Origin of the sequence: Paraburkholderia atlantica (assembly GCF_009362785.1) — a bacterium.
GTDB lineage: Bacteria > Pseudomonadota > Gammaproteobacteria > Burkholderiales > Burkholderiaceae > Paraburkholderia > Paraburkholderia atlantica.
On sequence record NZ_WHNQ01000019.1, the window covers coordinates 26,265 to 39,128 of the forward strand.

The window sequence follows — 12,864 nt, forward strand, 5'->3', positions numbered from 1 at the left end:
ACTCAATGAATTTCGACACCATTGCGCGCGCACGCGACGAATTCGAAGCGGGCGGAAGCTACGCACCGCACGAGACCTTCGACGCAAGCAGCAGCGCCGGCTCAACAGCATCGCCCCGCGTGATTCTGACCGCGGCGAGTCCCGCCGAAGCCATCGAGCGGCTCGCCGGCAACAAGGGACGATCGCTCCATCGGCTGGCGAACCTCGGCGTCGCGGTGCCTCACTGGGCGATCCTCGGCACCGACTGCTTTGCGGAGTTCCGCCGCGACGGCGGTCTCGATCAAACCATCGCCGCGCTGCTCAGCGACTTCACGCCCGCGAACGCCGCCGCGATCGCGAGTCAGATCCGCGAGGCGGTGCTGACGTGCGACATCAGCGCCACGTTGCGCGCCGACATCGCACGCGCACGCGACACGATCGGAGACGGAGCGCTCGCGGTGCGCTCGTCCGGTGTCGAAGAAGACAGCGCGAGCTTCTCGTTCGCAGGCCAGTTCGACACCTTCCTCGACGTACGCGGACTCGACTCGACGCTCGAACACGTGCGCCGGTGCTGGGCCTCCGCGTATTCCGAGCGCTCGCTGCGCTACCGGCATCAGCACGGACTCGACATGGCCGGCGCCGGCATGGCCGTGATCCTGCAGCGCCTGGTTCAGGCGGATACGAGCGGCGTCGTGTTCACGATCAACCCGGCCAACGGCAACCGCGACGAGTTGGTGCTGAGCGCCGTCTATGGGCTCGGCGAAGGACTCGTGTCGGGCGCTGTCGACGCCGACACGATCACCGTGGACCGCCAGACCGGGCAGCACAAGCAGGTGGTGATCGGTGAAAAACGCGAGCGTCATGACGGCCGCCACATCCGCGAGGTGCCGGCCGCGCTGCGCGATGCAGCAGCCCTTTCCAACGACGAGATCGAGCGCGTCGTGGCGGCGGCCCGCACGCTCGAAAACAGGTTCGACGAGCCGCTCGATATCGAATGGTGTCTCGCCGAACATCAGCTGTGGATTCTGCAGGCACGCCCCGTGACCACGCCGGTCGCACCGGCCCAATCGAGAGCTGGCGACTTCCAGCTGTGGGACAACTCGAACATCGTCGAGAACTATCCCGGCGTCACCACGCAACTGACCTTCACCTTCGCGCAGCACGTCTATGCGCAGGTGTTCCGTGAGTTCTGCCGGCTGCTCGCGATTCCGCACAAGCAGCGGCGCGAGATGGACGGCTTCCTCGGCTCGACGCTCGCGTTCCTGAACGGGCGCGTGTACTACAACCTGCTGCACTGGTACAAGCTTTCCGGGCTCGCGCCGTTCCAGGACCTCGGACGCAAGATGATGGAAGTCCAGATGGGCGTCGACGAGCCGCTCGATCTGGCGAGCTTCGCCGAGCTGATCAAACCGTACAAGGCCGGCTCGCGCACTGGGCTCGCCTGCATCCGGGCCGTGAGCGGCACGAAGTTCGCGTGGCACTTCGCGCGGCTGGAGCGCAACGTCGAACGCTTCCGCGCGTTCTTCTATCCGGTCTACGACGAGTTCAACGCGCTCGACTATCGCGCGCTTCCCGCCGACGCCGTCTATGCGCACTACTGCCGCTTCGAGCAGGCGCTGCTGGCGCGCTGGGGCATGATGATCGTGCTCGAGTCGGCGATCGGTCTCAGTTACGGCGTGCTCCGGCGCCTGATCAAGCGATGGATCCCCGATGCGCCCGACTGGCTCGAAGTCGCGGTCATCGGCGGCATGGACGACATCGAGTCGATCGAGCCGGTCCGCAGGCTGGCCGCGCTGGCGGAAGCCGTGCGGTCGAACCCGCGGGTCGAAGCGCTGATCCGCAACACGCCGTCAAGCGAAGCGTATGCGGCGCTGCGCGAATGCGGCGCGCCCGAGATCGTCGCCGACATCGAACGCTACCTCGCCGACTTCGCGTACCGCAGCAACAACGAGCTGAAGCTCGAAGAACCCGATCTTCGCGAAGACCCAGGCGTGCTGTTCGATATGTTGAAAGCCTCGCTCGCGCATGGTGCCGCGACCATCGATCGCAGCGCCACCGAAGCGCGCATCGACGCGTTGGTGCGTGAGCGGCTTAGTCCACAGCAGCGCTGGATTTTTGCCCGCGCACGCAGCCGCGTGCGTGCCGCGATCCGGGCGCGTGAGACCGTGCGCTTTTGCCGGTCGCGCGCGTTCGGCGTCGCGCGCCGGATGTTCCGCGCGATCGGCGAGGGTCTCGCCGCCGACGGCGTGCTGGCCACTGGCCGCGACATCTTCCATCTGCGCCTCGACGAAATTCGCGGCTGCTTCGAAGGCACCGTGTCTCACCGCGAACTGCGCCCGCTCATCGAGCAGCGCAAGCGCGACGATGCGAGCTATCGCGCGATGGACGACCTGCCGCCACGCTTCGTCACGCATGGGCCGGTTGCGGCCTGGCTCGGCAAGCCGGCGAACCTCGCCGCTCTGCACGCGGCGCCCGCCCAGGCGGCCGGCGCGACGCTGCGCGGCACGCCCTGCTCGCCGGGCTTCGCCGAAGGGCGCGCGAAGGTCGTGCGCGAAGCAAACGAATTCGACGGCGGCATCCTCGTCACCTATCGGACCGACCCCGGCTGGGTCCCGGTATTCGCGTCGGCGACCGGGCTGCTGATCGAGCGCGGCAGTCCGCTGACCCATGCCGCGATCGTCGCGCGTGAAATCGGCATCCCGACCGTCGTCCAGATTCCGGGCCTAACTACGCGCGTGCAGTCAGGCATGCAGCTCAAGGTCGATGGCCATAGCGGCGTGATCGAACTGCCCGAGCCGACATGAAACGAATCCCCACCCGCTTGACTGACCACTGCAACCGCCCCTGAAGGAAACTGCCATGTACCGCCTGCTCAACGATCGTCGCGACCTGCCGCATCTGTGGCTCTACATCGAGTGCGCGCTGATATTCATCCCCGCCGCGGCCGTGCTGTATTGGCTCGGCCACTTTCCCTGGTGGGCGGGCGTGGCCTATGTGCTGGTCTGGAACATGTTCGGCGACCGCTTCACGATGAGCTACCACTGCACGCTGCATCGGCGGCTCTTCAGGAAGAAGTACCGCGCGCTCGAAATCCTGCTCGACTGGGTGCTGTGTCCGTTCTTCGGCCAGACGCCGGGCACGTTCTATGTCCATCACATGGGCATGCATCACATCGACGACAACCTGCCACGCGACCTGAGCTCGACGATGCGGTTTCAGCGCGATAGCGTGATCGGCTTTCTGCACTACTACCTGCGCTTCGCCGCGCTGGTGCCGGTCGAGCTCAGCGTCTATCTGTGGCGCTCGCGCAATACGAAGCTGATGCGGCAACTGCTCGTCGGTGAGATCGCGTTCTACGCGGCGATTGCCGCCGCCGCATATTGGAACCTGCGGGCAACCCTCGTCGTGTTCGTGTTCCCGTTCGTGTTCGTGCGGCTGATGATGATGATCGGCAACTGGGTCCAGCACGCGTTCATCGACCCCGATCATCCGGACAACCCGTACACGAGCAGCACCAATACGATCGACTCGCGTTTCAATGCGCGCGTCTTCAACGCCGGTTATCACATCTACCACCACGTCCGCAAAGGCACGCACTACAGCGAACTCACGAAGGAATTCGCAGCGAACCTCGAGAAGTACGGTCAGGAGGACGCGGTCGTGTTCGATCGCATCGACATCGCGCAGATCTGGCTGCTGCTCGTCACGCGCCAGCACCGCAAGCTCGCCAGGCATTTCGTGCGCTTGCCGGGCGCGCCGGTGCGCAGCGACGACGAGGTGATCGCGCTCTTGCGTCGCCGTCTGCAGCCGATCCGCGACTGGTCGCCCGCTGCTTCGCTCGATCACGGAATCTCGACCAAGTAAGCGGGGAGCCGTCACCATGAACCTGACGCTAGTCGATGCCGTTTCAGCGCTGCCGCGCGGCGACGCTCGAGGTCTTCGTTTTATCTCCCCACACGGCGACGAGCACTACTATCCGTACGAGGCACTCGAGCGCGAGGCACGCAAGCGTGCGCAAAAGCTCGTGGCACTCGGCCTGAACAAGGGCGACCGTATCGCGCTCGTGATCCTCGACCCGGAAGCGTTCATCCTGAGCTTCCTCGGCGCGTCGTTCGCCGGTCTGGTGCCCGTCCCGATCTTTCCGCGCGGAAGCCTGAACTTCAGAACCCGCGAGCGCTACGCCGAAACCGTCAGTCACATCGTGCGCTCGGCAGGCGCGCGCATGCTGCTGACGTCGAACTCGACACGCGAGACCATCGAGGACGTGCTGGCCGCCGGCACCGGCCTCGAACGCATCGTGACCGTCGAAGCGCTGCTCGACGGCGAGCCGCCCGCCTGCGATTTGCCCACGCTGCATCCCGACGACCTGTGCTTCCTGCAATACACGTCGGGCAGCACGTCGCTGCCGAAAGGCGTGATGGTCACGCATCGCAATCTGATCGCGAATGCGACAGCGTTCCTCGGCCCCCGCGGCATCGATCTGCACGAGCAGGATGTCTATGTCAGCTGGCTGCCGCTGCACCACGACATGGGACTCATCAGCGTACTCGGCGCGCTGATCTGCGACTTGCCGAGCGTGCTGCTATCAACCGAAGCATTCGTGCGCCGGCCCGGCCTGTGGATGGAGGCGATCACGAAGTACCGCGGCACGATCAGCTTCGCGCCCAACTTCGCGTACGCGCTCGCCGCGCGCCGCACCCGCGACCAGGACCTCGAAGGCCTGGACCTGAGTCGTCTGCGCGTGGCCGGCTGCGGTGCCGAGCCGATCAACGCGCAAGCGCTGCGCCAGTTTTCCGCGCGCTTCGAACCGGCCGGTTTTCGCGCCGAAGCGCTGCTGCCGTGCTACGGGATGGCCGAAGCAACGCTCGCGATCACGTTTCACGACCACGGCCAGCCGATCGTCACCGACGTCGTCTATGCGGCCCCGCTGGGGCTCGGCCGAGCGATACCGGCCGCGCATGACACCGGCCTGCGCACGATCGAACTGGTCGGCTGCGGCCATTGCTTTCCCGGACACGAGCTGCGGATCGTCGACGAATCCGGGCGTGCGTTGCCCGAACGCTGCGTCGGCGAGATCGTCACGCGTGGGCCCAGCATCACCGTGGGCTACTACGGCCTGGCCGACGCGAGCGCCGACGCGTACCGCGACGGCTGGCTGCAGACCGGCGATCTCGGCTACGTCGCCGGCGACCAGCTTTATATCTGCGGCCGCAGCAAGGACCTGATCGTGATTCACGGCTCGAACCTCTATCCGCAGGACATCGAATGGGCGGTGGCCGAGTTGCCGAGCGTGCAAAGCCGCGGCGTCATCGCGTTCAGCGTGATGCGCGACGGCGACGAGACGCTGGTCGTCTGTGCCGAGGGCAAGCCGGCGGAGGCCACGGCGCTGCGCCGTGCGATCGCGCAGAAGGTCGCCGAATGCGCGGGCCTGCAGGTCGGTCACGTCGCGATTGTGCAGGCGGGAAGCTTGCCGCGGACTTCGAGCGGCAAGGTGCAACGCCGCCGGACCAAGGCACAGTTCGAAGCCGGCGAGCTGGAGGAACACTCGTGAGCATGCGCTGGCGCGAGATCATGCTGACGGTGTCGGGCGCACTCGCGCTCGCCGCCTGTCACGCGAAAGAGGCCGAGGTGACGCTGCCGCGCCCGGTCATCGCCGTGGTCGTGCATCGGGACAGCAAGCCCGTGCTCGCGACGCTGCCGGGCGAAGTCAACGCACGCTATGCGACGCCGCTGTCGTTTCGCATCGCGGGCAAGCTGGTCGAGCGGAAGGTGCGGCTCGGCGATACGGTCACGGCGGGTCAGGTGATCGCGCGGCTCGATGCCGACGACGCGCAGCGCAGCCTCGCGAGCGCGCAGGCCCAATTGATGGCGGCGCAGCATCGGCTCACCTTCGCCGAGCAGCAACTCGATCGCGACCGGGCGCAGGCGCAGGAACAGCTGATCTCGACGGCGCAGCTCGAACAGACCCAGGATGCGTATGTGGCGGCCGCCGCGCAGCGCGATCAGGCGGTACAGCAGTTCGCGCTGCTGAAAAACCAGACGCAATACACGGTCCTCGCGGCGGACCATGCCGGCGTCGTCACCGCCGAAGACGCCGATACCGGGCAGAACGTCGCGGCGGGACAGGCGGTCTACCACCTCGCCTGGTCCGGCGAGGTCGATATCCTCTGCGACGTACCCGAGAGCCTGCTGAACGCGCTGGCGGTCGGCAGCGCGGCCAGCGTGTCGCTGCCGGCCGTCACGGACCGACGCTTCACCGCGCACGTCCGGGAGCTGTCGCCGGCAGCAGACCCCGGCAGCCGCACCTATCGCGCGAAACTGACGCTCGATGCGCCAGGCCCCGAGGTCCGCCTCGGCATGACGGCCACCATCACCTTCGCCGACGCGTCCGGCGAGGCGCAAGCGGACGACCCGATCACGCTGCCCGCCAGCGCGCTCTTTCACGACGGCAATGCGCCGGCCGTCTGGGTCGTGCGGCCCGGCGACGAGGCGCTGGAACTGCGCCGGGTCCAGGTGGGCCGCTATGACGACCGCACGATCTCCGTCGCGCGAGGCCTCACCGATGGCGAGCGCGTCGTGCTGCAAGGCGTGCACACAGTCAGCGCCGGCGAAACCGTGCGCGCGGTCGCGCCGTTGCATCCCGAGGACTTCGCATCATGAGAGCGCTGTTCGGCCAGGGGCCCGACGGAGCGGGCGGCCCCGGTGAACCGGGCGGACCGCGACGCCCAGCAGCGGACGACACCGGCCGCTTCAATCTGTCCGCGTGGGCGATCCGCAACCAGGCGCTCGTCTTCTTCGTCGTCGTGCTCGCGACGCTGTTCGGCGTGCTCGCCTATTCCCGGCTCGGCCAATCCGAGGACCCGCCGTTCACGTTCCGCGCGATGGTGATTCGCACCTTCTGGCCCGGCGCGACCGCACGCCAGGTCGAGGAACAGGTGACCGACCGGATCGGCCGCAAGCTGCAGGAGACGCCGCATCTCGACTATCTGCGCAGCTACTCGCGTCCCGGCGAATCGCTGATCGTGTTCACGATGAAAGACTCCGCGCCGGTGAGCGAGGTGCGCGACACGTGGTACGAGGTGCGCAAGAAAATCGGCGACATCGTGGACACGCTGCCACCCGGCGTGCGCGGGCCGTACTTCGACGACGAATTCGGCGACGTCTACACGAACATCTATACGCTCGCCGGCGACGGCTTCTCGCCGGCCCAACTGCACGACTATGCGGACGAACTGCGCGGCGTGCTGCTGCGTGTGCCCGGCGTCGCGAAAGTCGATTATTTCGGCGACCCCGACGAGCACATCACGATCGAGATTCCCAACGCTCAATTGACGCGGCTCAGCATCACGCCGCAACAGCTCGCGCGGGCGATCAACGCGCAAAACGCGGTCACGCCGAGCGGCACGCTGACCACTGCGTTCGACCGCGTGTTCGTGCGTCCGAGCGGCCAGTTCACCGACCTGAAGGCGATGAGCGACACGCTGATCGACATCAATCACCGCCTGGTCCGTCTCGGTGACATTGCGACGATCAAGCGCGGCTACGACGATCCGCCGGTCTCGCAGGTTCGCACCAGCGGCCGCCCGGTGCTCGCCATCGGCATCACGATGCAGACTGGCGGCGATGTGATTCAGCTCGGCAAGCTGCTCGACGCGAAGACAGCCGAATTGCGCGCGCGTCTGCCCGCGGGCCTCGAACTCGTTCAGGTGTCGAGCATGCCGCACGCGGTCTCGCATTCGGTCAACGGCTTTCTGCGCGCCGCCGCCGAGGCGATCGTGATCGTGCTGGCCGTGAGCCTGATCTCACTGGGCTGGCGCGCCGGCGTGGTGGTGGCGATCTCGATCCCGGTCGTGCTCGCGGTCACCGCGCTATGCATGAATGGGTTCGACATCGGCCTGCACAAGATCTCGCTCGGCACGCTGGTCCTCGCACTGGGCTTGCTCGTCGACGATGCGATCATCGCGGTCGAGATGATGGCCGTGAAGCTCGAACAGGGATGGGGGCGCGCCAGGGCCGCGGCGTTCGCCTACAGCAGCACCGCGTTTCCGATGCTGACGGGAACCCTGGTCACGGTGGCGGGATTCCTGCCGATCGCTCTGGCGAAATCGGCCACTGGCGAATACACGCGCTCGATCTTTCAGGTGTCCGCGATTGCGCTGATCGCTTCGTGGTTCGCGGCGGTCGTGCTGATTCCGTTGCTCGGCTATCACCTGCTGCCCGAACGCAAGGACACCGCACACGAGACGCCGCCCCGGCGCGCGCTTCGCAAGCTGCGCCGGCGCGACGACGCGCAGACACGCCGTGCCCCGCTGGCGGCGCCGCGTGCGACCCGCTTTCACGACCGCCTGCGTGACTGCATCGCGTGGTGCGTGAAGCGGCGCCTCGTCGTGATTGGCGTCACGGTTGCGCTGTTCGTCGTCGCGCTGGCGGGCTTCGCGCTCGTGCCGCAACAGTTCTTCCCGAGCTCCGAGCGGCCCGAGCTGCTCGTCGACCTGCGGCTGCCCGAAGGTGCGTCGTTCGAAGCGACGCTGCGCGAAGCCGCGCGCCTCGAAAAGACGCTGACCGGCCGGCCCGAGATCGATCATCTGGTCGACTTCGTCGGCACGGGCGCGCCGCGCTTCTATCTGCCGCTCGACGTCCAGATGCCCCAGCCCAACTTCGCGCAGCTGGTGATCACCGCCAGGTCCGTCGACGACCGCGCGAAGCTCGAACGCTGGCTCGCGAGCACGCTGCAAAACAACTTTCCCGCCGTGCGTGCGCGCGTTTCGCCGCTCCAGACGGGCCCGTCGGTCGGCTATCCGGTGCAGTTTCGCGTCAGCGGAAACGACCTCGCCACCGTGCGCGAAATCGCGGAAAAAGTCGCGGCGACGATGAAGGCCGATGCCCGCACGACGGGCGTGCATTTCGACTGGGACGAGCCCGGCGAACGCTCGGTGCGCTTCGAGATCGACCAGCAGAAGGCGCGCGAGCTCGGTGTCACGTCGGAAGACGTGGCGAGCTTCCTCGCGATGACGCTGTCCGGCTATACCTTCACGCAATACCGGGTGCGCGACAGGTTGATCAGCGTCGACCTGCGCGCGCCCCAGCGTGAGCGGGTCGACCCCGCCGAGATCGTCAACCTCGCGATGCCGACGCCGAACGGCGCGGTTCCGCTCGGCACGCTCGCGCACCTGCACAACGAGCTCGAATACGGGGTGATCTGGGACCGCGACCGTCAACCGACGATCACGGTCCAGGCCGACGTGCGCGGCAACGCGCTGGACCTCGACGTGACCCAGGCGATCGATCGGACGCTTGCGCCGCTACGGGCATCGTTGCCGATCGGCTACCGGATCGAGACCGGCGGCGCGGGCGAGATCAGCGGCAAGGCGCAAGCGTCGGTGATCGCGCAGCTGCCGCTGATGCTCGTCGTGGTGCTGACGCTGCTGATGATTCAACTGCGCAGCTTCGCGCGCGTGCTGATGGTCGTGCTCACCGCGCCGCTCGGGCTGATCGGCGTGGTCGCCGCACTGCTGCTGTTCGGCAAGCCGTTCGGCTTCGTCGCGATGCTCGGCGTCATTGCGATGTCCGGAATCATCATGCGCAACTCGGTGATTCTCGTCGATCAGATCGAACGCAATATCGCCGCGGGCCAGGGGCGCTTCGATGCGATCGTGAGCGCCACGGTCCGGCGCTTCCGCCCGATCATGCTGACTGCCGCGGCAGCGGTGCTCGCGCTGATCCCGCTGCTGCAATCGGCCTTCTTCGGACCGATGGCGACCGCACTGATGGGCGGCATCACGGGCGCCACCGTGCTGACGCTGTTCTTCGTTCCCGCGCTCTACGCGACCGCGTTCAAGGTGCGGCACTTCGAGCGCGGTGTGCGAACCGCGTCTCCGACAATCGAATACACGTGGAGCTGATCGTGCGCACAGATTGCAACCCTGTTGACGGGCCGGCGAGCGCGCCGTATTTCACTGGCGCGCCGCGTCGAGCGCGGGCAGTGGCGAGCCATGGCTGGCGCGCGGCGTTCGGTGCGGCCGCTGCGATTGCGCTTGGCGCATGCTCGTTCGGTCCGACCGGCGAGCCGCCGGCGATGCCTGCTCCCGGCCATTACGGCGTCGAGCCACAGCCCGCGCAAACGGTCGAGGCGCTCGGTGTCGCGCAGCGCTTCACCACCGGCGCGCAGCCGGTACCGCAATGGTGGCGGCTGTTCGGATCGACGGCGTTGAATGATCTCGTCGAAGAAGGCTTGCGCAATAGCCCGACGCTCGCCGCCGCCGACAAACATCTGGCCGCCGCGCACGAACAACTTCGCGCTCAAATCGGCGCCACGCTGCTGCCGTCGGTCGATCTGGTCGCGCAGGCCTCGCGCGGACGCGATCTCGGCATTCCGGTTCCCGGCGCGCCGAATACGCTGCTTTACAACGAGTTCATCGGCGTAGTCCAGGCGCAATACACGTTCGACCTGTTCGGTGCGGTGCGCAAGGCCAACGCGGCGCGTTCCGCGCGGGTCGACATCGACGCGTATCAACGCGAAGCCGCGCGCCGCGCGCTGGCGACCAACATCGTCACGGCGACGATCGAGGCGGCGATGTTGCGCGCCGAGATCGATGCGACCGAGCGCTTGATCGGGCTTGCGGGCGATCAGGCTCACGATACCGAACGGCACTACCAACTCGGCTCGCTGACGCGCGGCGACGTGTCGACTGCGCGGCAAAGCATCGCTGCACTCCAGGTCAGCGTGGCCGATCTGCGGCAACGGCTGACCGTGACCCGGCACGCGCTCGCGGTGCTGCTCGGCCGTACGCCCGACGCGGCGCCGCCAGAGCCCGATCTGGCGAGCCTGCATTTGCCGCAGGACCTGCCGGTCGTGCTGCCATCGGACCTGTTGCGCACGCGGCCCGATATCGCGGCCGCCGAGGCGGCGCTGAAAGCCGCGGCGGCCGATGTCGGCGTCGCCACCGCACAGCTGTTTCCGAGCCTGACGCTGAACGCGTCGATGGGACAAGGCGGGTTCAACTGGCCGCTCGCGCTGTCGGGCGCCGGCGCGATCTGGAGCATCGCCGCGACGATGTCGCAAGCGCTGTTTCATGGCGGCGCGCTCGTCGCGCAGCGGCGCGCGGCCATCGACACCTACGAGGCCGCCGTGTTCGAGTACAAGCAGACCGTGCTGGCCGCGTTCGAAAACGTCGCCGACACGCTTGCGTCGCTCGAACACGACGCGCAGGCACTCGAAGCCGCGAGCGGCGCTGCGCGCGACGCACGCGAGACGTTCGACGATGCCACGTCGCGTCACCGGCTCGGCGCGCTGCCCGCTGCATCCGCCCGCGGCGGCGAGCAGCAGTACGAAGCTGCGAGGCTGGAAGAAATCCGCCTGATCGGCCGGCGCCTGGCCGATACGGCGACGCTGTTTCAGGCGATGGGCGAGTTGCCGCCGGGCAACACCCAGACACCCGAGCATCTGGCCGGCAAGTGATCCGCGCGCCGCTCCCGACGGCGCGCGCTTGGTTTCAAGCCTGCGCTTTGCCGCGGAACGCCGATCAGGTACGTCAGACCGAGCGGCGAGCCCTGCACCGGCAGCGTGCCGATATCCCATTCGAAGCTCTGCTGGTCCGGGATAGTCGCGACCATCTCACGCAATTCGTCGGGGTTGTAGATGCGCAGCATCGACACGATGCCGTCGAACAGACACAGCAGCGGGATCGCCGGCAGCAAATAGGTGAGCGCTAGCCGCGACCAGCGAAACGGTCGGATCAGCGGAGTCAGCGCGAGCATCATCAGCGGCATCACCAGGATGAACACGATACCGAGCAGCCGGTGATCCGCACCCTCGACGACGACGATCGCGCGGCGTTTCGTCACAGCGTCGGCGAGGATCGCGCGCGCGTCGTGCGGCCGAAAATGGTGGAACGAGTTGAACATCGTGCGCACACCGTCGAATCTCGATGGCACGTTCATCGCGTCCACCGGTTCGCTCACATAGGTGACACAGCTGGTCGCTCCGGCTGAGATCCGCTCGTACGCGGCGCGATTGGGATAGAAGTCGGTCAACTGCACCATCACGCGGCCGGACAGCGCGAGCAACGGTGCAAGCGTCTGCCACGGCCCGCCGCCGCCCGAACATAGATCGACGATCCGGTCGCTGCCGACCCGGCGCATCGCCTCGCGCAGCTTGCCCGCGATCACGTTGAAGCCCTTGTGGGAATTGGCCAGAAAGTGCAGCCAGTCCGTCCCGCCGTCACGGAGGGCGCGTGGGCACCACGGCTGGTCTTCGATTTCGAGCAGATGCAGGCGTCGCATGATCACGCGGGCAACCGAGGTAAAGGAAAACCACGCCGCTCGGTCAGCCTTGGCGAGCGGCAACTTACTACCGAAGATAAACGAGTCAACGCGCGGGCTTCTTCAACGGCATCAGTCGACTATACGCTGAGCCGCCCCGCGCCGGCGACGTTCGCCGTTCACATCCCGCATAATGACGACCCATGAGGACTTACCCGCATCAGCCGCCGAATGGCGGCCGGGAGATGAACGATGCAAAACGATAGACCGCCGCCGCGGCGGGTGACATATGAGAAAGGGATCCGGATCGGTGGCTCCGGCTGGTTCGGCCGGTTGCTGACCGTCGCCCTGAGCGCGATCCTGTTCGTGGTGGCCGCGATGCTGTCGATCGTGCTGTTCGCCGTGCTGTTCGCGGCCGGCACGGTGGTCGTCGGCTATTTGTGGTGGAAGATGCGCAAGCTGCGCCGGCAGGCGGCCGCGTATGGCGACGACGGTCGTACCGTGGACATGGAGGTCGTCAACAGGAACACGCCCGACGACGACGGCCGCACCATCGACATGGAGGTCGTCCACAAGGACCCGCCCCACGACGATTCCGCGCCACGCTGACTATCGGCTACGCGC

Annotated in this window: 8 protein-coding genes; 7 read left to right on the top strand and 1 reads right to left on the bottom strand. The window is 67.1% G+C overall.

Translation table 11 applies throughout. The features are described from left to right. The first annotated feature begins 5 nt into the window (after positions 1-5). From GCT19_RS24530 to GCT19_RS24555, 6 genes are read left to right on the top strand one after another with little or no spacing between them, the layout of a single operon-like run. Positions 6-2,783 carry a phosphoenolpyruvate synthase gene (locus GCT19_RS24530; protein ID WP_152853345.1) on the top strand — a complete coding sequence of 926 codons (2,778 nt, stop codon included), beginning with the start codon at positions 6-8 and terminating at the stop codon, positions 2,781-2,783. A 55-nt stretch (positions 2,784-2,838) separates the two neighbouring features. Continuing rightward, positions 2,839-3,843 carry a fatty acid desaturase gene (locus GCT19_RS24535; RefSeq protein ID WP_018436663.1) on the top strand — a complete coding sequence of 335 codons (1,005 nt, stop codon included), beginning with the start codon at positions 2,839-2,841 and terminating at the stop codon, positions 3,841-3,843. 16 nt (positions 3,844-3,859) lie between these two features. Then, positions 3,860-5,530 (top strand): fatty acyl-AMP ligase, encoded by a 1,671-nt coding sequence (locus GCT19_RS24540; RefSeq protein ID WP_018436664.1) that lies wholly within the window; start codon positions 3,860-3,862, stop codon positions 5,528-5,530. A gap of 2 nt (positions 5,531-5,532) precedes the next feature. Beyond that, positions 5,533-6,639 carry an efflux RND transporter periplasmic adaptor subunit gene (locus tag GCT19_RS24545; protein ID WP_152853414.1) on the top strand — a complete coding sequence of 369 codons (1,107 nt, stop codon included), beginning with the start codon at positions 5,533-5,535 and terminating at the stop codon, positions 6,637-6,639. Beyond that, positions 6,636-9,881: an efflux RND transporter permease subunit gene (locus tag GCT19_RS24550; RefSeq protein ID WP_152853346.1), complete on the top strand. Its 3,246-nt coding sequence runs from the start codon at positions 6,636-6,638 to the stop codon at positions 9,879-9,881. The genes GCT19_RS24545 and GCT19_RS24550 overlap by 4 nt, the downstream gene beginning before the upstream one ends. Before the next feature lie 2 nt (positions 9,882-9,883). Then, positions 9,884-11,437 (top strand): efflux transporter outer membrane subunit, encoded by a 1,554-nt coding sequence (locus tag GCT19_RS24555; RefSeq protein ID WP_321576863.1) that lies wholly within the window; start codon positions 9,884-9,886, stop codon positions 11,435-11,437. Here the strand turns inward: GCT19_RS24555 and GCT19_RS24560 are convergent. Next, positions 11,374-12,261, bottom strand: coding sequence for a hypothetical protein (locus GCT19_RS24560; protein ID WP_035491755.1), 888 nt, complete (start codon positions 12,259-12,261; stop codon positions 11,374-11,376). The two genes, GCT19_RS24555 and GCT19_RS24560, sit on opposite strands and share 64 nt — an antisense overlap. A 231-nt stretch (positions 12,262-12,492) precedes the next feature. Between GCT19_RS24560 and GCT19_RS24565 the strand changes: the two genes are divergently transcribed. Next, positions 12,493-12,849 (top strand): CPBP family intramembrane glutamic endopeptidase, encoded by a 357-nt coding sequence (locus GCT19_RS24565; protein ID WP_018436669.1) that lies wholly within the window; start codon positions 12,493-12,495, stop codon positions 12,847-12,849. Positions 12,850-12,864 lie beyond the last annotated feature (15 nt).